Below are 19,112 nucleotides of genomic sequence, written 5' to 3' on the forward strand. Positions count from 1 at the left end.
GCTGTCTTACTTAACTTCAACTTCAGCGCCAGCTTCTTTCAGAGCAGCTTCAAGTGCAGCTGCGTCATCTTTGCTGATGCCTTCTTTGATTACGCCAGTTGCTTCAACCAGGTCTTTGGCTTCTTTCAGGCCCAGACCAGTTGCAGTACGTACGGCTTTGATGACTGCTACTTTGTTCGCGCCAACAGCTTTCAGTACGACGTCGAATTCAGTTTTTTCTTCAACAGCTTCAGCCGGGCCCGCAGCAACAGCTACAGCAGCAGCAGCAGAAACGCCGAATTTTTCTTCCATAGCAGAAACCAGCTCAACAACTTCCATTACGGACATCGCTGCAACAGCTTCCAGAATTTGGTCTTTAGTGATAGACATGACAATTGTTCCTAAGAATCAGAAAAAGTTTATACGTAAGCAGGTACGAAGAAAAGAATAAGGCCTTAAGCCGCTTCTTTTGCATCGCGTACGGCAGCCAGAGTGCGGACCAGTTTGCCGGCAGCGGCTTCTTTCATGGTCGACATCAGACGTGCCAGTGCTTCTTCGTAGGTCGGCAGCGTTGCCAGACGGTCAATATTGGCCGCCGTGATCAGCTCACCTTCAAAGGCTGCAGCTTTGACCTCAAATTTTGCATTCGCTTTCGCGAAATCTTTGAACAGACGAGCAGCAGCGCCCGGGTGTTCCATAGAATATGCAATCAGGGTCGGACCAACAAACGTGTCTTTCAGGCACTCAAATTGAGTACCTTCAACGACGCGGCGCAGCAGGGTGTTACGAACAACACGCATGTAAACGCCAGCTTCACGGCCTGCTTTACGCAGTTCGGTCATTTTATCAACGGTAACGCCACGGGAATCCGCAACAACCGCTGAAAGCGCACCTTTGGCTACTTCGCTGACTTCAGCAACAATCGCTTGTTTGTCTTGAAGATTTAATGCCATTAGCTTTTGCTCCTGGATTTGACCGGGAAAGGATTTCCCCGGAACTCACTTCACTTACTCACCCCGAGGGGTAATAAGCGCTCGAACACGGTGAGCAGAATCCAGCTAAGAAAATATTCTTTTGGTTCTGTCACCGTCTACGCAGGGGATTAAGCGGAATATCCGGAGATAAACAGCGCCTGCGGTCTTGGACGGAGGCCAGGATAAGGCCTGGCTCCAACCTAAATTCTGTGCGACGCAGCAGAGTCAGAGGGAATGGCGATAAACGCAACAGTCGGTTCTGGCTCTCTGGTGTCCCGTTCTGCTAATAACAGAACAACGGGCGTAAGATTCTAGGTGAATTTTTCGCCCGTTTCAAGCAGCAATTAGTTTGCTGTTGCGTTCAGACCAGCCTGGTCAACGGCAACGCCGGCACCCATGGTGGTTGAAAGGCTGACTTTCTTGATGTACACGCCTTTGGCCTGTGATGGTTTAGCTTTTTTCAGCGCAACCAGCAGGGATTCCAGGTTTTCTTTCAGTTTGTCAGCGTCAAAGTCCACTTTACCGATGGTAGTGTGGATGATGCCGTTTTTGTCGTTACGATAACGAACCTGACCGGCTTTAGCGTTCTTAACCGCTTCAGCAACGTTAGGGGTTACAGTACCGACTTTCGGGTTTGGCATCAGGCCACGTGGACCCAGAATCTGGCCCAGCTGGCCAACAACGCGCATTGCATCCGGAGAAGCAATAACAACGTCAAAATTCATTTCGCCTTTCTTGATCTGATCAGCCAGGTCTTCCATGCCTACCAGCTCTGCGCCAGCTGCTTTAGCAGCTTCAGCGTTAGCGCCCTGGGCGAAGACAGCAACACGTACTGAACGACCAGTACCGTGTGGCAGAACGGTCGCGCCGCGAACGTTCTGATCAGATTTACGTGCATCAATGCCGAGGTTGACAGCAACGTCAACGCTTTCAACGAACTTGGCAGTTGCCAGTTCTTTCAGCAGAGCAACAGCTTCAGCAATGTCATACTGCTTGGTCGCGTCAACTTTGTCGCGAATTACGGTCATGCGCTTGGTCAGCTTAGCCATTTCTTAGTCCTCTACTACCAGGCCCATGGAACGAGCAGTACCTTCGATTGAGCGAGTCATCGCTTCAACGTCAGAACCAGTCATGTCCGCAGCTTTGGTTTCTGCGATTTCACGTACCTGAGCACGAGTCACTTTACCGACTTTATCTTTGTTCGGCTTACCAGAACCAGACTTGATGCCCGCTGCTTTTTTCAGCAGTACGGCAGCCGGAGGCGTTTTGGTAATGAAGGTGAAAGAACGGTCGCTGTATACGGTGATAACAACAGGAGTCGGCAGACCTTTTTCCAGAGATTCGGTCTTAGCGTTGAACGCTTTACAGAATTCCATGATGTTAACACCCTGCTGACCCAGAGCTGGACCAACCGGTGGACTTGGGTTCGCCATACCAGCTGCAACCTGCAGCTTGACGTAGGCTTGGACTTTCTTAGCCATGATATTTCCTCAATTGGGTTATAGCGCCTGTAAAGGCTCCCCGTGATAACGATTTATACGCTGTTGCCAGCGCATAAAAACAAAAGGCGCGAAATTGTAGTTAAATTTCGCGCCTGCTGCAACAGCTAATTTGTGAGCGGAAAGAGGTTAACCTTTCTCCACCTGACCGAAGTCGAGCTCAACCGGTGTTGCACGACCAAAGATGGAAACGGATACCGTCAGGCGGCTCTTCTCGTAATCCACATCTTCAACCACACCGTTAAAGTCAGCGAACGGACCGTCATTAACACGAACCATTTCACCTGGTTCAAATAGCGTTTTAGGACGAGGCTTGTCGCCGACCTGCTGCAGACGATTCATGATCGCATCAACTTCTTTATCGCTGATAGGTGCAGGACGGTCAGAGGTACCGCCGATGAAACCCATCACGCGCGGGACGCTGCGTACTAAATGCCAGCTGGCGTCATTCATCACCATCTGAACCAGTACGTATCCCGGGAAAAACTTGCGCTCGCTCTTACGACGCTGGCCACCACGGATTTCAACGACTTCTTCAGTCGGAACCATGACTTCACCAAACAGCTCTTCCATGTTGTGCAATTTGATATGCTCGCGCAGCGATTGGGCTACGCGGCCTTCAAAACCGGAAAACGCCTGTACGACGTACCAGCGTTTCTTTGGAGCTTCAGACATCTCAGAACCTCAGGCCAGTGATAAACGATACCAGACGGACCAGAATACCATCCAGCCCCCACAAAATCAGTGACATCACGGCAGTAACCGCGGCAACGATTAACGTGGTGTGCAGCGTTTCCTGGCGGGTTGGCCAGATAACCTTACGCATTTCTGTTCTTGCTTCACGAGCAAAAGCCACGGTCGCCTTGCCTTTGGTCGTTAAAAGCGCAATGCCGCCAGCCGCTGCAATCAGTACAACTACGGCTAATGCACGCAGTGGCAGTGACACATCACGATAGAGGTAGTTACCTACAATCGCTGCAAGCAGCAGTAATACAACACCTACCCACTTTACCGCTTCCAGGCCACGCCCGCTCCCTTGAGCTTCGGTATTCGCACTCATAAACCAACCTGCCACAATAATTCAGAAACTATTCTGCCCCGCAGTGCGAGGCGTCCAAACCGAATGAGCTTTTGGGGCGTAACTCGGTATCCAACGCCGCATAACAGAGCCTGTCTCAGCAATGATTATGATTCAAAAAATCACTGATGAGCCAGGTTCTATGAAACAGCGTGCAAAAAGGGCATCAAATGATGCCCTTTCCGTGTGCATTGCGTCAAACGTTATCGGTAATTATGCGATAACTTTAGCAACAACACCCGCGCCAACGGTACGGCCACCTTCGCGGATTGCGAAGCGCAGACCTTCGTCCATTGCGATTGGGTGGATCAGGGTAACAACCATTTTGATGTTGTCGCCTGGCATGACCATTTCAACGCCTTCTGGCAGCTCTACTGAGCCGGTTACGTCAGTTGTACGGAAGTAGAACTGTGGACGATAGCCTTTGAAGAACGGAGTATGGCGGCCACCTTCGTCTTTAGACAGAACGTAAACTTCTGACTCGAACTGGGTGTGTGGCTTGATTGAGCCTGGCTTAGCCAGAACCTGGCCACGCTGGATGTCTTCACGCTTGATACCGCGCAGCAGAACACCACAGTTTTCGCCTGCCTGACCCTGGTCCAGCAGCTTACGGAACATCTCAACACCGGTACAGGTTGATTTCGCAGTATCTTTGATACCCACGATTTCAACTTCGTCGCCGACTTTAACGATGCCGCGCTCAACACGACCGGTAACAACAGTACCACGGCCAGAGATTGAGAATACGTCTTCGATTGGCAGCAGGAACGGCATGTCGATCGCACGGACTGGATCCGGGATGTAGTTGTCCAGGTGTTCAGCCAGTTCGATGATTTTCGCTTCCCACTCAGGAACGCCTTCCAGCGCTTTCAGAGCAGAACCACGAACGATTGGAGTGTCGTCGCCTGGGAAGTCGTACTGTGACAGCAGGTCACGAACTTCCATCTCGACCAGTTCCAGCAGCTCTTCATCATCAACCATGTCGCACTTGTTCAGGAACACGATGATGTAAGGAACGCCAACCTGACGACCCAGCAGGATGTGCTCACGGGTCTGTGGCATCGGGCCATCAGTCGCAGCAACAACCAGGATCGCGCCGTCCATCTGCGCAGCACCGGTGATCATGTTTTTCACATAGTCGGCGTGGCCTGGGCAGTCAACGTGAGCGTAGTGACGTGCAGCAGTCTCATACTCAACGTGAGCGGTGTTGATGGTGATACCGCGGGCTTTTTCTTCAGGCGTGCTGTCGATCTGGTCGAACGCACGAGCCTGGCCGCCGTTGGTTTTAGCCAGTACGGTAGTGATAGCTGCAGTCAGGGTGGTTTTACCGTGGTCAACGTGACCGATGGTGCCCACGTTTACGTGCAGTTTGTTACGTTGAAATTGCTCTTTAGCCATCGCTAGTCCCTCTAAGACACGGATATATCAATGATATCATCACATTAACCAGGCAATGCCTGACTGCAAGGAAGTTACAGAGAAAATCAGGAGGGAGATTAAAGGAAGTGGTGCTGATACCCAGAGTCGAACTGGGGACCTCACCCTTACCAAGGGTGCGCTCTACCAACTGAGCCATATCAGCACATCTGGAGCGGGCAGCGGGAATCGAACCCGCATCATCAGCTTGGAAGGCTGAGGTAATAGCCATTATACGATGCCCGCATCCTGGAACTCGGCTACCTGTTCTTTCTGTAGCTTGCAGATAACAGTGAATGCTTCTCTGCTATCTACTGTCTGCCAGCGAAGCTGACCGACGTTGACTTCGCTAACGCTCAGTCTGAATTCAGGGTGATAAGTGACTCACCTGACAGATAAACAGGCCGTTTATCTGTACTCAACCGCGAGGCTGAGATGGTGGTGGGAGAAGGATTCGAACCTTCGAAGTCTGTGACGGCAGATTTACAGTCTGCTCCCTTTGGCCGCTCGGGAATCCCACCTACTTGATTGGTGCCGGCTACCGGAATCGAACTGGTGACCTACTGATTACAAGTCAGTTGCTCTACCAACTGAGCTAAGCCGGCATCAAGTGGAGCGCATTCTAGGAAGGTCGGGCCCTGGATGCAACTAAAAAATCGCATATTTTTTTCTATCGCTTACTATTTGTGCAAATCATCGCATTTTAACGTTTTTATGCAGATTATTTGTGCAATCTGGCTCTGTTTTCACAGGATCAGACTAAAGCGCGCCACCATCTTAACTCCCTCTGCCCTTCTCTTTTATGCGAATAAAATGAGTGGCCAGCACCCTTTTTTTTACGTCGGGGTGCTGAATGAGGTTTTTTTGCCCCTGGCTGAACCCTTTTTTCTCATGGAGCGGCGCACTTCTATCGAAAGCAGGGGCATATTGTCATGCGCATTCTTTCTCACTATCACGATTTGCGCTGAAGGAAGCGTTTAAAATGTCTTTGTACTGTTTGTTTTTTTGCGAAAGGTTGCGCGTGACATGTATTAGCCTCACTGCAAGCGTCTTATTACGCCGTTCAGCCAATCAGGCACAGCGATGACCGTATAAGCAGATTAAACGTCGCACATTACCTGTGCCGGCCTGCAATATCATAAACAACGATAAAGCAGTAAAAATTAAAGGCACTGCAACGTTTTGTGGGTATGCCGACGAAAGCGCGATCGCGTTTATCTTTTTACTTCTGTTAAAAGCCATACTGGTGATACCCTCCAGCCCATTGTTCTCACTGATAAACCAGCGATTCGTGATTCACTTCACCCGTGCTGTCCTGCTTATCGGCTAATACGCGGTTGATAGTAATGAATTTGCGGTCAGATGCATGCTTATGGATAAAACAACCCCCCTGACAACGCCTTATCTGGAGTTCACTCGTGAGCAGTGGGCTGCATTACGTGATTCTGTACCTATGACGCTGTCAGAGGAAGAGATCGCGCAGCTCAAGGGCATCAACGAAGATCTTTCGCTGGAGGAAGTTGCAGAAATTTATCTGCCACTTTCGCGTCTGCTTAATTTCTATATCAGCTCTAACGTTCGTCGGCAGGCGGTACTGGAGCAATTTCTTGGCACCAATAGCCAGAAAATCCCCTATATCATCAGTATCGCGGGGAGCGTCGCGGTCGGTAAAAGTACGACTGCGCGTGTACTGCAGGCGTTGCTCAGTCGCTGGCCTGAACATCGTAAAGTGGAATTGATCACGACGGATGGCTTCCTTCACCCTAATGCCGTGCTGAAAGAGCGTGGCTTAATGAAGAAAAAAGGCTTCCCGCAATCTTATGATATGCACCGGCTGGTCAATTTCGTCTCCGATTTAAAATCCGGCGCCAGTCAGGTGACCGCCCCGGTCTATTCGCACCTGATTTATGATGTCATCCCTGATGGCGATAAAGTGATACAGCAGCCAGATATTCTTATTCTGGAAGGTCTGAACGTATTACAGAGCGGCATGGACTATCCCCATGACCCTCATCATGTCTTTGTTTCGGACTTCGTTGACTTCTCTATCTATGTAGATGCAGAGGAAGACCTTCTGCAAAGCTGGTATATCAATCGATTCCTGAAATTCCGTCAGGGTGCCTTTACCGATCCAGACTCCTACTTCCACCATTACGCCCAGCTCTCAGAGGCAGAAGCGGTTGAGATAGCAGGTAATCTATGGAAAGAGATTAACTGGCTTAACCTGCAGGAAAATATCCTGCCGACACGTGAAAGGGCCAGCCTGATCATGACCAAAAGTGGCGATCATGCGGTCGATAAGGTTCGCCTGCGTAAATAACAGCGGTCATAAAAAAGCCTGCATTAGTGCAGGCTTTTTTGATCAGACAGGACGCAGTGATATTTCCCCGCCCACCCAGGCTTTTATTTCACCATCCTGCTCCAGTAATAAACCACCCTGGCTGTCGACACCCCGTGCAATACCATGCACTTCACGTTCGCCGATGAGCAACTTAACGGGCCGGTTAATAAAATTGTCCAGTGCCGCCCAGCGCGAGATGAAGGCAGTTAATCCCTCCTGCTCAAACAGCGGCAGGGCCTCGCGCAGGCTGTTGATCAGACGGGCTGCCAGCTCATTGCGGTTCACGCTTACTCCGGCCTCCTGCAGGTTAATCCAGCCCTGATTAATCTGTGAAGCATCCGCTGTTCGCATCGCCAGGTTGATGCCAGCTCCCATCACGATCTGCGCAGCATCACCGGTTTTCCCGGTCAGTTCGACCAGAATACCTGCCAGTTTCCGATCGTTGAGGTAAATATCATTGGGCCACTTTACCCGGACATCATCGGCCCCGAGTGCACGTAATGTTTCAGCCATAACAATGCCAATGACCAGGCTAAGACCCATCGCCGCAGCCGGACCCTGCTCAAGACGCCAGTACATGGACATGTAGAGGTTGGCACCAAAAGGAGAGAACCATTGACGACCACGACGGCCACGACCGGCCTGCTGATATTCAGCGATACAGGCGGCACCCGACTGCAGGTCATGCATGCGTTCCAGCAGATACTGGTTTGTGGAGTCAATGACCGGGATAACCGAGACATTGCCCTGCTTCACCTGTGACAGAATTGCCTGCTCATCCAGCAACTGTATCGGGGCAGAGAGGCTGTAGCCTTTCCCTGTCACGGTATAGACGTCCAGACCCCAGCTTTTTAGTGTCTGGATGTGCTTGTTGATGGCGGCACGACTCATGCCCAGAGTGTCGCCCAGCTGCTCGCCAGAATGAAACTCACCATCAGATAAAATATCGACCAGTTTTAGCGGGACACTGTGGTCTTTCATGCGATCACCCCGACAGCATTGCACTCACCCTGCGCCTGAATAAAGCGGACTTCAGGCTCCAGCCAGACATCAAATTTTTCACCCACCCGGGCGCGCACAGTTTTTGCCAGCGCAACGATATCCTCAGACGTGGCATGGTCAGCGTTAATCAGCACCAGAGCCTGTTGCTGGTGAACGGCGGCGCCTCCGATGCGATACCCTTTCAGCTGACACTGATCGATAAGCCACCCTGCGGCCAGCTTGGTTTCTCCATCTGGCATCAGATAGTGTGGCATAGCGGGAAATTGGGTTAGCAGGGAGCTACACTGCGCCTCGGTGACGACCGGGTTTTTAAAGAAGCTGCCGACATTACCGGTGACTTTCGGATCCGGTAATTTGCTCTGCCGCATCTGGCAAACCGCGTGATAGACATCCCAGGCATTAGCCGTCACCGGATTAAGCGTTTTCAGATCGCCATAGGTTAATACCGGCTGCCATTGCTTAGGCAGGATCATCCCGACGGCGACGATGACATAGCCTGACTGGTAGCGATGTTTAAAAATGCTGTCACGATAGCCAAACTCACAGGCTTCACGATCGAGGCGTTCTGTCTCACCACTGTGCAGATTAAGCACATCTACGTATTCGCAGACATCTTTTAATTCCACACCATAGGCACCAATGTTCTGAATCGGTGCCGAACCCGTCATTCCAGGGATCAACGCCAGGTTTTCCAGGCCAGTGATCCCTTTTTCCAGCGTACTCTTAACCAGCTGATGCCAGTTTTCACCTGCCCCGACATGCAACTTCCAGCACTCAAATTCATCCTGAATTTTGATGCCTTTAATGCGATTCAGCACCACGGTACCGGCAAAATCCTCCAGGAAGAGGACGTTACTGCCTTCCCCGAGCACAAGGAAAGGTGTCTGATTACGCTGGCTATCCTGCCATGCGGCCAGAATAGCGGCTGGCGTCTCTGCGACGATGCGTTTTTGTGTGTGTACTTCAAGCCCAAGCGTATTGTCGGCTTTTAAGGAGGGATGCTGGCTGGACATTTGACGGCCTTTACTGAGTTATCTGGCCGTAGTTTACCGTATCAGAGAGGGGTTCTCAGGCTGTTTTCGGAGATTATGGTGCGGTTTTTCACGATCTGCAGACGTAAAAAAGCCCCGCACTCGCGTGCGGGGCTTCTTCACTTATTTAATGCCTGGCAGTTCCCTACTCTCGCATGGGGAGACCCCACACTACCATCGGCGCTACGGCGTTTCACTTCTGAGTTCGGCATGGGGTCAGGTGGGACCACCGCGCTAAAGCCGCCAGGCAAATTCTGTCTCCGCGCCGCCACAGGGGGCCGCGCAGAATATCCGGTACAAGGCTGAAAATCGTGTCTCTCAAAAACGCCTCTGGCGTTGTAAGGTTAAGCCTCACGGGTCATTAGTACCGGTTAGCTCAACGCATCGCTGCGCTTACACACCCGGCCTATCAACGTCGTAGTCTTCAACGTCCCTTCAGGACTCTCAAGGAGTCAGGGAGAACTCATCTTGGGGCAAGTTTCGTGCTTAGATGCTTTCAGCACTTATCTTTTCCGCACTTAGCTACCGGGCAATGCCATTGGCATGACAACCCGAACACCAGTGGTGCGTTCACTCCGGTCCTCTCGTACTAGGAGCAACCCCCCTCAATTCTCCAGCGCCCACGGCAGATAGGGACCGAACTGTCTCACGACGTTCTAAACCCAGCTCGCGTACCACTTTAAACGGCGAACAGCCGTACCCTTGGGACCTACTTCAGCCCCAGGATGTGATGAGCCGACATCGAGGTGCCAAACACCGCCGTCGATATGAACTCTTGGGCGGTATCAGCCTGTTATCCCCGGAGTACCTTTTATCCGTTGAGCGATGGCCCTTCCATTCAGAACCACCGGATCACTATGACCTGCTTTCGCACCTGCTCGAGCCGTCACTCTCGCAGTCAAGCCAGCTTATGCCATTGCACTAACCTCACGATGTCCGACCGTGATTAGCTGACCTTCGTGCTCCTCCGTTACTCTTTAGGAGGAGACCGCCCCAGTCAAACTACCCACCAGACACTGTCCGCAGCCCGGATCACGGGCCTACGTTAGAACATCAAACATTAAAGGGTGGTATTTCAAGGTTGGCTCCACGCAGACTGGCGTCCGCGCTTCAAAGCCTCCCACCTATCCTACACATCAAGGCTCAATGTTCAGTGTCAAGCTGTAGTAAAGGTTCACGGGGTCTTTCCGTCTTGCCGCGGGTACACTGCATCTTCACAGCGAGTTCAATTTCACTGAGTCTCGGGTGGAGACAGCCTGGCCATCATTACGCCATTCGTGCAGGTCGGAACTTACCCGACAAGGAATTTCGCTACCTTAGGACCGTTATAGTTACGGCCGCCGTTTACCGGGGCTTCGATCAAGAGCTTCTCCTTGCGGATAACCCCATCAATTAACCTTCCGGCACCGGGCAGGCGTCACACCGTATACGTCCACTTTCGTGTTTGCACAGTGCTGTGTTTTTAATAAACAGTTGCAGCCAGCTGGTATCTTCGACTGGCTTCGGCTCGGGGAGCAAGTCCCTCCACCTACGCGCCAGCGTGCCTTCTCCCGAAGTTACGGCACCATTTTGCCTAGTTCCTTCACCCGAGTTCTCTCAAGCGCCTTGGTATTCTCTACCTGACCACCTGTGTCGGTTTGGGGTACGATTCTGTGTTACCTGATGCTTAGAGGCTTTTCCTGGAAGCAGGGCATTTATCACTTCAGCACCGTAGTGCCTCGTCGTCACGCCTCAGCGTTGATAAGGGACCGGATTTACCTGGACCCTCCGCCTACACGCTTAAACCGGGACAACCGTCGCCCGGCTGATATAGCCTTCTCCGTCCCCCCTTCGCAGTAACACCGAGTACAGGAATATTAACCTGTTTCCCATCGACTACGCCTTTCGGCCTCGCCTTAGGGGTCGACTCACCCTGCTCCGATTAACGTTGAACAGGAACCCTTGGTCTTCCGGCGAGCGGGCTTTTCACCCGCTTTATCGTTACTTATGTCAGCATTCGCACTTCTGATACCTCCAGCATGCCTCACAGCACACCTTCGACGGCTTACAGAACGCTCCCCTACCCAACAACGCATAAGCGTCGCTGCCGCAGCTTCGGTGCATGGTTTAGCCCCGTTACATCTTCCGCGCAGGCCGACTCGACCAGTGAGCTATTACGCTTTCTTTAAATGATGGCTGCTTCTAAGCCAACATCCTGGCTGTCTGTGCCTTCCCACATCGTTTCCCACTTAACCATGACTTTGGGACCTTAGCTGGCGGTCTGGGTTGTTTCCCTCTTCACGACGGACGTTAGCACCCGCCGTGTGTCTCCCGTGATAACATTCCTCGGTATTCGCAGTTTGCATCGGGTTGGTAAGCCGGGATGGCCCCCTAGCCGAAACAGTGCTCTACCCCCGAAGATGAGTTCACGAGGCGCTACCTAAATAGCTTTCGGGGAGAACCAGCTATCTCCCGGTTTGATTGGCCTTTCACCCCCAGCCACAGGTCATCCGCTAATTTTTCAACATTAGTCGGTTCGGTCCTCCAGTTAGTGTTACCCAACCTTCAACCTGCCCATGGCTAGATCACCGGGTTTCGGGTCTATACCCTGCAACTTAACGCCCAGTTAAGACTCGGTTTCCCTGCGGCTCCCCTATACGGTTAACCTTGCTACAGAATATAAGTCGCTGACCCATTATACAAAAGGTACGCAGTCACCCTGATAAATCAAGGCTCCCACTGCTTGTACGTACACGGTTTCAGGTTCTGTTTCACTCCCCTCGCCGGGGTTCTTTTCGCCTTTCCCTCACGGTACTGGTTCACTATCGGTCAGTCAGGAGTATTTAGCCTTGGAGGATGGTCCCCCCATATTCAGACAGGATACCACGTGTCCCGCCTTACTCATCGAGCTCACAGCACGTGTGCTTTTGTGTACGGGAGTATCACCCTGTACCCTGCGACTTTCCAGACGCTTCCACTAACACACATGCTGATTCAGGCTCTGGGCTGCTCCCCGTTCGCTCGCCGCTACTGGGGGAATCTCGGTTGATTTCTTTTCCTCGGGGTACTTAGATGTTTCAGTTCCCCCGGTTCGCCTTGCAGCACTATGTATTCATGCTGCAATGATGCACAGAGTGCACCGGGTTTCCCCATTCGGACATCGACGGCTGTAGCGGTTCATATCACCTTACCGTCGCTTTACGCAGATTAGCACGTCCTTCATCGCCTCTGACTGCCTGGGCATCCACCGTGTACGCTTAGTCGCTTAACCTCACAACCCACAGGCGTTTTTCAACGCTGCGAGCTGCAAGCATTTGAGAGACTCGAACGTATCGTATTTTTCATTCTTATTACGGAGAATGAAAACGACACGTCGTTTCAATTTTCAGCTTGTTCCGGATTGTTAAAGAGCATAATACTTCGCAGCACACCGTTGCCGGTACGCTCTGAGGTATTCAGAAAAAACAGTTAAAACGGTATGGTGGAGCTAAGCGGGATCGAACCGCTGACCTCCTGCGTGCAAGGCAGGCGCTCTCCCAGCTGAGCTATAGCCCCATACAGTTACTGCAGAGACCACTACTACCAGGAGTAACATTCTTCATGTAAAGAATGCGATTTTTTCTCAGGCAAGGCGTGTCGATGCGAAGCATAGTGAACTATGCGAGCCGTCGACACAACGCAGCATGAGGACAAATCTGGTAGGCCTGAGTGGACTTGAACCACCGACCTCACCCTTATCAGGGGTGCGCTCTAACCACCTGAGCTACAAGCCTGTAGAGGTTTTTTCTGCTCGTTACTTTTTATCAGACAATCTGTGTGGACACTGCGCCGGAAGGTATCTTCAGGTAAGGAGGTGATCCAACCGCAGGTTCCCCTACGGTTACCTTGTTACGACTTCACCCCAGTCATGAATCACAAAGTGGTAAGCGCCCTCCCGAAGGTTAAGCTACCTACTTCTTTTGCAACCCACTCCCATGGTGTGACGGGCGGTGTGTACAAGGCCCGGGAACGTATTCACCGTGGCATTCTGATCCACGATTACTAGCGATTCCGACTTCACGGAGTCGAGTTGCAGACTCCGATCCGGACTACGACGCACTTTGTGAGGTCCGCTTGCTCTCGCGAGGTCGCTTCTCTTTGTATGCGCCATTGTAGCACGTGTGTAGCCCTACTCGTAAGGGCCATGATGACTTGACGTCATCCCCACCTTCCTCCGGTTTATCACCGGCAGTCTCCTTTGAGTTCCCGACCGAATCGCTGGCAACAAAGGATAAGGGTTGCGCTCGTTGCGGGACTTAACCCAACATTTCACAACACGAGCTGACGACAGCCATGCAGCACCTGTCTCACGGTTCCCGAAGGCACTAAGGCATCTCTGCCGAATTCCGTGGATGTCAAGAGTAGGTAAGGTTCTTCGCGTTGCATCGAATTAAACCACATGCTCCACCGCTTGTGCGGGCCCCCGTCAATTCATTTGAGTTTTAACCTTGCGGCCGTACTCCCCAGGCGGTCGACTTAACGCGTTAGCTCCGGAAGCCACTCCTCAAGGGAACAACCTCCAAGTCGACATCGTTTACGGCGTGGACTACCAGGGTATCTAATCCTGTTTGCTCCCCACGCTTTCGCACCTGAGCGTCAGTCTTTGTCCAGGGGGCCGCCTTCGCCACCGGTATTCCTCCAGATCTCTACGCATTTCACCGCTACACCTGGAATTCTACCCCCCTCTACAAGACTCAAGCCTGCCAGTTTCAAATGCAGTTCCCAGGTTAAGCCCGGGGATTTCACATCTGACTTAACAGACCGCCTGCGTGCGCTTTACGCCCAGTAATTCCGATTAACGCTTGCACCCTCCGTATTACCGCGGCTGCTGGCACGGAGTTAGCCGGTGCTTCTTCTGCGGGTAACGTCAATCGACGCGGTTATTAACCGCATCGCCTTCCTCCCCGCTGAAAGTACTTTACAACCCGAAGGCCTTCTTCATACACGCGGCATGGCTGCATCAGGCTTGCGCCCATTGTGCAATATTCCCCACTGCTGCCTCCCGTAGGAGTCTGGACCGTGTCTCAGTTCCAGTGTGGCTGGTCATCCTCTCAGACCAGCTAGGGATCGTCGCCTAGGTGGGCCATTACCCCGCCTACTAGCTAATCCCATCTGGGTTCATCCGATAGTGAGAGGCCCGAAGGTCCCCCTCTTTGGTCTTGCGACGTTATGCGGTATTAGCCACCGTTTCCAGTGGTTATCCCCCTCTATCGGGCAGATCCCCAGACATTACTCACCCGTCCGCCACTCGTCACCCAAGGAGCAAGCTCCTCTGTGCTACCGTCCGACTTGCATGTGTTAGGCCTGCCGCCAGCGTTCAATCTGAGCCATGATCAAACTCTTCAATTTAAGTTTGATTTGCTTAAACAAGTTAAGCGGTGCTCATCTGTAAAACGTCATAATGAATTTCATTATGTGTTCACTCGTGAGGCTTTGATATTTTGTTGCGTCCTAAGACGCTGATATCAATCCTGCGAGTGCCCACACAGATTGTCTGATAAATTGTTAAAGAGCAGTGCGAACAGTGCGTTAGCGTCCTGTCGCGAGGTGGCGTATATTACGCTTTCCTCCTGCAGAGTCAACCCCTTTCTCAGAAGTTTTTCTCCGGCGGCGCAGTCTCCTGTGCCTCTCAGCGCGTTTCCCGTTGCCGGTGTTCCGTGTCGATGGAGGCGCATTATAGGGAGTTCGCGCGGGCTGACAAGTGTTTATTACGAAAAGATTATCGTTCGCAGTAATTTTCATCAAATCGCGCTATTTCGCTACGATTTGCCTGGTAACTGTGCAAAATCATTGGCAAAAGTGCGAACCTGCTGCCAGTCCGTGTATTCCACTTCTTTCGTTGAATCTGTCTCGCCACCGGTCATACGCATAATCAGCTGAATCATGACGCGATCGAACCAGCGATAGCGCGGATAATAAAGTGCGCCCGCGAACACGGCACAGCAATCGGGTTGCCACGGAGAGTTAGCCAGAAACTTTTGCGTATAGGCGTTAGTTTCAGGAGAACGCTTCTCCGGTTTCCGCGCTGTCAGGTTCACCGAAAAGAAACCGCTGGTACGCTGCTGCAATTCCTTGAGGTGCTGCTTAACGAACTTATCGACGACCGGCTGGAAATGGCCGTAGCGGATCGAGGCGCCAATCAGCACGCGATCATACTGCGTCCAGTCAGGCAGGGTAGCATCCTGGATGTCCAGCACATCACATGGTTGCTGCTGACGGATCACCTCAGCAATAGAAGAGGCAATCTTCTTTGTTTGTCCGTCGCGAGTGGAATAGAGAATCAGCGCTTTCATGTCAGCATCCTTATTAATTATTCGCGCCAGAAAGTAGGCGTGAACAGCACCAGCAAGGTAAATACCTCGAGACGCCCAAACAACATGGTAGAAATAAGAATCCATTTCGCCACGTCATTCATTGAAGTGAAGTTATCAGCCACAACCCCTAAACCCGGCCCGAGGTTGTTGAGCGTCGCGGCAACCGCAGCAAAAGCCGAGAAGTCATCGACACCGGTGGCGATGATCGCCAGCATGCTGACCAGGAACACCAGTGCATAGGCCGAGAAGAACCCCCAGACGGCTTCAAGGATACGTTCCGGAAGCGCCCGATTACCCAGCTTAATGGTGTAGACCGCATTGGGGTGAACCAGACGCTTAAGCTCACGGTTACCCTGCTTGCATAACAGCAGGATGCGAATCACCTTCAGGCCACCGCCGGTTGAACCGGCACAGCCGCCAATAAAGGCTGAGCACAACAGCAGCACCGGCAGGAACAATGGCCAGCGTGCGATGCTGTCGGTCGTGAATCCCGCCGTCGTTGCCATGGAAACGACCTGAAAGAAGGCCTGATTCAGCGTCTGCCAGCCGCTGGCATAGACATTGTGGAACCAGAGCACCAGCGTGCAGATCAACACCAGCGTCAGCTGAACGCCAATGAACATGCGGAATTCCGGGTCGCGCCAGTACACGCGCAAATTACGTCCGCTTAACATGGCAAAGTGCAGGCCGTAATTACAGCCTGAGATCAGCAGAAACACCGCCACGATGGTATTGATGGTGCCACTATGAAAATAGCCGATGCTGGCATCGTGGGTAGAAAAGCCGCCAATGGCGATGGTCGAGAAGCTGTGGCCGATAGCATCAAACGCCGGCATGCCCGCCAGCCACAATGCCAGCGCACAGGCCACCGTCAGCAGAACGTAGATTAGCCAGAGTGTCTTGGCCGTCTCGGCGATACGTGGCCGCATCTTGTTATCTTTCAGCGGCCCCGGCATTTCAGCGCGATAGAGCTGCATGCCCCCGACGCCCAGAATCGGCAGTATCGCCACCGCTAACACGATGATCCCCATACCGCCCAGCCACTGGAGCATCTGCCGATAGAAGAGAATCGCCTTAGGCAACGAGTCCAGCCCCACCAGCGTGGTGGCACCGGTTGTTGTCAGGCCCGAGAACGATTCAAAGAACGCATCCGTCACCGAAAGATGTGGCTGCTCGGCAAAGATAAAGGGCATGGCTCCTACGCTGCCCAGCACCGTCCAGAACAGGACGACGATCAGGAACCCTTCGCGCGGTTTGAGTTCGGTTTTCTTTTTACGATTCGGCCACCACAGCAGCGAGCCAATCACCAGCGCCATCATAAAGGTCTGGCTAAACGCCCGCCCCGCCCCATCGCGATAAATGAGGGCGACCAGACCGGGCAAAATCATCGTCACTGAAAAGAGGATCACCAGCAGACCGACTATGCGGGTAATGGCGCGAAAGTGCATTCAGCCGTTCCTTTAAATAATAGAGATGAACATCAGGGTGTGAGCGGGATCAGCGATAACGCGCCCCGACTAAAGTCTGACAGATTTTTTTTGAATCCGTCGATTTGTCCGTAAGGTACAGCCAGCGTCAATGCAATGCGATCCTGAAACTGACTGTCGGTCACCTTACCGTCGAAACGCTGAACCAGCCGTTCAATATCGCTGAGCTGTGGATAGTCGCATTGCAAGGTGAACAGCTTCATCGGTACTTTGCGCTGCCGTGGCAGCAGCTTAAGTCCCTGCTGGACCCCACCGCCATAGGCTTTTACTAAGCCGCCGGTTCCCAGCATGATGCCGCCGTAATAACGTACGACGACGGCGGTAATCTCGCCAATATCTGCGCCCATCAGCTGCGCAAGCATCGGTTTGCCGGCCGTGCCCGAGGGTTCCCCATCATCAGAGAAGCCAAGCTGCTGGGAATCATTCGGTGCGCCCGCGACCCACGCCCAGCAGTGATGCCGGGCAGCAGGATGCTCGCTTTTCACCTGCTGGACAAACGCGCGTGCCGCCTCAGCGCCTTCGGTGTGTGCCAGTAGCGTAATGAAGCGACTCTTTTTGATCGTCTCCTCACTGCTGCTGACTGGCACAGCCGGAATATCAAAAGCGTCCATCAGGCCAGATGCAGATCGCGGGTCATATTCTCAACGCGATGCGCATGGATCACCACGTTGTCCTCGATACGAATCCCGCCATAAGGCCGAAGCGCATCGATAGCCTGCCAGTTAAAGTGCTGACTGAAACGGCCCGCACGCAGCGGCGCCAGTAATGAGTCAATAATATAGAAGCCCGGCTCGATGGTTAAGACCATGCCCGGTTGCAGCACGCGGGTGCAGCGAAGATAAGGATATTGCGCGGGCGCGGCCAGATGGGTGCCCTGATCATCCTGCATAAAGCCAGCCACGTCATGCACCTGCAGACCCAGCGGATGTCCCAGACCATGTGGCATAAACGGACCGGTCAGATCTTCAGCCACCAGCGCTTCTTCGCTAATCCCGTGCACCAGCTCAAACTTCAGCAACATCTTCGCAATACGCTGGTGCATCTGAAGATGATAATCGGTATAGCGCACGCCCGCTTTCAGCGTAGCGATCAGCGCCAGCTCTTCCGCGTTCATCGCCTCAACCATTCTGGCATAGAGCGAACTGCTCTGCGCCGCATAGCTGCGGGTTAAATCGGCGGCATAGCCAAGATACTCAGCACCGGCATCAATCAAAAAGCTGTGGCGTTTCGCCGGTGGCTGATGATCCAGCCGGGTGTAGTGCAGCACCGCAGCGTGTTCATTCAGCGCGATGATATTGCCGTAAGGCACATCAGTATCGCGATGCCCGGTTGCGGTCAGATAGGCCTGGTTGATATCGAACTCGCTTAAGCCTGCAGAGAATGCCTCTTTCGCTGCGCGATGACCCGCAACCGCCAGCTTCTGTGCCTGGCGCAGGCAGGCAAGTTCATAATCTGTTTTGATGCTGCGATGGAAATGCAGGAAGTCGATCACCGCTTTCGGATTGATATTGCCGGAAGTGATACCGAGCTGAGCCGCACGCGCGTTAACCGGGCCGATATAGGCGACGTTATCGCGCTGTGCAGGCAGCAGTTGCGCAATCTCATCGGCATTTTTCAGGCCGATAACCTCAACATCCGCGGTCCAGAAGCTATCCGGCAACGGTTCAACGTTGTGCCAGTAATCCACCGGAGAGTAGAACCACAGTTTCGGTTTGTTCACCCCGTCAATCCACAGCCAGCAGTTAGGCACCTGCGTTACCGGCACCCAGGCCTTGAACTGCGGATTCACCTTAAATGGATAGGTGTGGTCATCCAGAAACACCGTCAACAATTCACCGGAATGGATCAACATCGCATCCAGTTTATTGCGTGCCAGCACCTGCTGCGCCCGTTGTTGCAACGTGGCGATATGCGCGTGATACAAGGTCTTCAGTGAATCCATTGACGTCTCTCCAGTGTCGCGAAATGGCCGC

At 52.7% G+C, this 19,112-nt stretch carries 14 protein-coding genes, 6 tRNA genes and 3 rRNA genes; 1 reads left to right on the forward strand and 22 read right to left on the reverse strand.

The genetic code is table 11. The features are described from left to right. Positions 1-6: 6 nt before the first annotated feature. From rplL to IV493_RS16905, 11 genes are all read right to left on the reverse strand, one after another. Positions 7-369, reverse strand: a complete 363-nt coding sequence (rplL, locus tag IV493_RS16855; protein ID WP_009092660.1) for a 50S ribosomal protein L7/L12 — start codon at positions 367-369, stop codon at positions 7-9. A 65-nt stretch (positions 370-434) separates the two neighbouring features. Continuing rightward, on the reverse strand, positions 435-932 hold the full coding sequence (gene rplJ / locus IV493_RS16860; protein WP_003848098.1) for a 50S ribosomal protein L10: 498 nt from the start codon (positions 930-932) through the stop codon (positions 435-437). A 365-nt stretch (positions 933-1,297) separates the two neighbouring features. Next, complete coding sequence (rplA, locus tag IV493_RS16865) at positions 1,298-2,002, reverse strand: 50S ribosomal protein L1 (protein ID WP_010261038.1); 705 nt, start codon at positions 2,000-2,002, stop codon at positions 1,298-1,300. A gap of 3 nt (positions 2,003-2,005) precedes the next feature. Then, a complete protein-coding gene (rplK, locus tag IV493_RS16870; RefSeq protein ID WP_006121495.1) occupies positions 2,006-2,434 on the reverse strand; it encodes a 50S ribosomal protein L11 in 429 nt (142 codons plus the stop codon). Between the two features lie 147 nt (positions 2,435-2,581). Beyond that, positions 2,582-3,127 carry a transcription termination/antitermination protein NusG gene (gene nusG / locus IV493_RS16875; protein WP_013359732.1) on the reverse strand — a complete coding sequence of 182 codons (546 nt, stop codon included), beginning with the start codon at positions 3,125-3,127 and terminating at the stop codon, positions 2,582-2,584. A gap of 1 nt (position 3,128) precedes the next feature. Then, the gene (gene secE / locus IV493_RS16880; RefSeq protein ID WP_013359731.1) at positions 3,129-3,512 is read right to left on the reverse strand and encodes a preprotein translocase subunit SecE; all 384 of its coding nucleotides are present in this window, start codon (positions 3,510-3,512) and stop codon (positions 3,129-3,131) included. A 231-nt stretch (positions 3,513-3,743) separates the two neighbouring features. After that, complete coding sequence (gene tuf, locus IV493_RS16885; RefSeq protein WP_013359730.1) at positions 3,744-4,928, reverse strand: elongation factor Tu; 1,185 nt, start codon at positions 4,926-4,928, stop codon at positions 3,744-3,746. A 108-nt stretch (positions 4,929-5,036) separates the two neighbouring features. Continuing rightward, positions 5,037-5,112: transfer RNA gene (locus IV493_RS16890), tRNA-Thr, on the reverse strand. A gap of 5 nt (positions 5,113-5,117) precedes the next feature. After that, positions 5,118-5,192, reverse strand: a tRNA-Gly gene (locus tag IV493_RS16895). A gap of 190 nt (positions 5,193-5,382) precedes the next feature. Beyond that, positions 5,383-5,467: transfer RNA gene (locus IV493_RS16900), tRNA-Tyr, on the reverse strand. An 8-nt stretch (positions 5,468-5,475) separates the two neighbouring features. Beyond that, positions 5,476-5,551 (reverse strand) — tRNA-Thr (locus IV493_RS16905). 767 nt (positions 5,552-6,318) lie between these two features. Here IV493_RS16905 and coaA point away from each other — a divergent pair. Next, the gene (gene coaA / locus IV493_RS16910; RefSeq protein WP_033784445.1) at positions 6,319-7,266 is read left to right on the forward strand and encodes a type I pantothenate kinase; all 948 of its coding nucleotides are present in this window, start codon (positions 6,319-6,321) and stop codon (positions 7,264-7,266) included. 42 nt (positions 7,267-7,308) lie between these two features. Here coaA and birA read toward each other — a convergent pair whose 3' ends face one another. The 11 genes from birA to pepQ form a co-directional block, all read right to left on the reverse strand. Continuing rightward, positions 7,309-8,268: a bifunctional biotin--[acetyl-CoA-carboxylase] ligase/biotin operon repressor BirA gene (gene birA / locus IV493_RS16915; protein WP_095706383.1), complete on the reverse strand. Its 960-nt coding sequence runs from the start codon at positions 8,266-8,268 to the stop codon at positions 7,309-7,311. Next, a complete protein-coding gene (murB, locus tag IV493_RS16920; RefSeq protein ID WP_195857475.1) occupies positions 8,265-9,302 on the reverse strand; it encodes a UDP-N-acetylmuramate dehydrogenase in 1,038 nt (345 codons plus the stop codon). The genes birA and murB overlap by 4 nt, the downstream gene beginning before the upstream one ends. A gap of 150 nt (positions 9,303-9,452) precedes the next feature. Beyond that, a 5S ribosomal RNA gene (rrf, locus tag IV493_RS16925) occupies positions 9,453-9,568 on the reverse strand. 92 nt (positions 9,569-9,660) lie between these two features. Next, positions 9,661-12,570: ribosomal RNA gene (locus IV493_RS16930) — 23S ribosomal RNA — on the reverse strand. A gap of 208 nt (positions 12,571-12,778) precedes the next feature. Beyond that, positions 12,779-12,854: transfer RNA gene (locus IV493_RS16935), tRNA-Ala, on the reverse strand. A 141-nt stretch (positions 12,855-12,995) separates the two neighbouring features. Beyond that, positions 12,996-13,072 (reverse strand) — tRNA-Ile (locus tag IV493_RS16940). A 73-nt stretch (positions 13,073-13,145) separates the two neighbouring features. After that, positions 13,146-14,687: ribosomal RNA gene (locus IV493_RS16945) — 16S ribosomal RNA — on the reverse strand. The 16S, 23S and 5S rRNA genes sit together here with 2 tRNA genes alongside, the layout of an rRNA operon. A gap of 410 nt (positions 14,688-15,097) precedes the next feature. Next, positions 15,098-15,631: a menaquinone-dependent protoporphyrinogen IX dehydrogenase gene (hemG, locus tag IV493_RS16950; protein ID WP_033734843.1), complete on the reverse strand. Its 534-nt coding sequence runs from the start codon at positions 15,629-15,631 to the stop codon at positions 15,098-15,100. Between the two features lie 17 nt (positions 15,632-15,648). Then, on the reverse strand, positions 15,649-17,100 hold the full coding sequence (gene trkH, locus IV493_RS16955) for a Trk system potassium transporter TrkH (protein ID WP_013359724.1): 1,452 nt from the start codon (positions 17,098-17,100) through the stop codon (positions 15,649-15,651). A 32-nt stretch (positions 17,101-17,132) separates the two neighbouring features. Next, the gene (locus tag IV493_RS16960) at positions 17,133-17,750 is read right to left on the reverse strand and encodes an IMPACT family protein (protein WP_013359723.1); all 618 of its coding nucleotides are present in this window, start codon (positions 17,748-17,750) and stop codon (positions 17,133-17,135) included. Continuing rightward, on the reverse strand, positions 17,750-19,081 hold the full coding sequence (pepQ, locus tag IV493_RS16965; RefSeq protein ID WP_013359722.1) for a Xaa-Pro dipeptidase: 1,332 nt from the start codon (positions 19,079-19,081) through the stop codon (positions 17,750-17,752). The genes IV493_RS16960 and pepQ overlap by 1 nt, the downstream gene beginning before the upstream one ends. Positions 19,082-19,112 lie beyond the last annotated feature (31 nt).

The sequence above is a fragment of the Pantoea sp. SM3640 genome, from assembly GCF_015654165.1.
In the GTDB taxonomy this organism is placed as follows: domain Bacteria; phylum Pseudomonadota; class Gammaproteobacteria; order Enterobacterales; family Enterobacteriaceae; genus Pantoea; species Pantoea vagans.

Excerpts from the sequence above, each read along its gene's own strand:
- rplL (WP_009092660.1), bottom strand. The coding sequence starts at position 369 with ATGTCTATCACTAAAGACCAAATTCTGGAAGCTGTTGCAGCGATGTCC.
- rplJ (WP_003848098.1), bottom strand. The coding sequence starts at position 932 with ATGGCATTAAATCTTCAAGACAAACAAGCGATTGTTGCTGAAGTCAGC.
- rplA (WP_010261038.1), bottom strand. The coding sequence starts at position 2,002 with ATGGCTAAGCTGACCAAGCGCATGACCGTAATTCGCGACAAAGTTGAC.
- rplK (WP_006121495.1), bottom strand. The coding sequence starts at position 2,434 with ATGGCTAAGAAAGTCCAAGCCTACGTCAAGCTGCAGGTTGCAGCTGGT.
- nusG (WP_013359732.1), bottom strand. The coding sequence starts at position 3,127 with ATGTCTGAAGCTCCAAAGAAACGCTGGTACGTCGTACAGGCGTTTTCC.
- secE (WP_013359731.1), bottom strand. The coding sequence starts at position 3,512 with ATGAGTGCGAATACCGAAGCTCAAGGGAGCGGGCGTGGCCTGGAAGCG.
- tuf (WP_013359730.1), bottom strand. The coding sequence starts at position 4,928 with ATGGCTAAAGAGCAATTTCAACGTAACAAACTGCACGTAAACGTGGGC.
- coaA (WP_033784445.1), top strand. The coding sequence starts at position 6,319 with ATGGATAAAACAACCCCCCTGACAACGCCTTATCTGGAGTTCACTCGT.
- birA (WP_095706383.1), bottom strand. The coding sequence starts at position 8,268 with ATGAAAGACCACAGTGTCCCGCTAAAACTGGTCGATATTTTATCTGAT.
- murB (WP_195857475.1), bottom strand. The coding sequence starts at position 9,302 with ATGTCCAGCCAGCATCCCTCCTTAAAAGCCGACAATACGCTTGGGCTT.
- hemG (WP_033734843.1), bottom strand. The coding sequence starts at position 15,631 with ATGAAAGCGCTGATTCTCTATTCCACTCGCGACGGACAAACAAAGAAG.
- trkH (WP_013359724.1), bottom strand. The coding sequence starts at position 17,100 with ATGCACTTTCGCGCCATTACCCGCATAGTCGGTCTGCTGGTGATCCTC.
- IV493_RS16960 (WP_013359723.1), bottom strand. The coding sequence starts at position 17,750 with ATGGACGCTTTTGATATTCCGGCTGTGCCAGTCAGCAGCAGTGAGGAG.
- pepQ (WP_013359722.1), bottom strand. The coding sequence starts at position 19,081 with ATGGATTCACTGAAGACCTTGTATCACGCGCATATCGCCACGTTGCAA.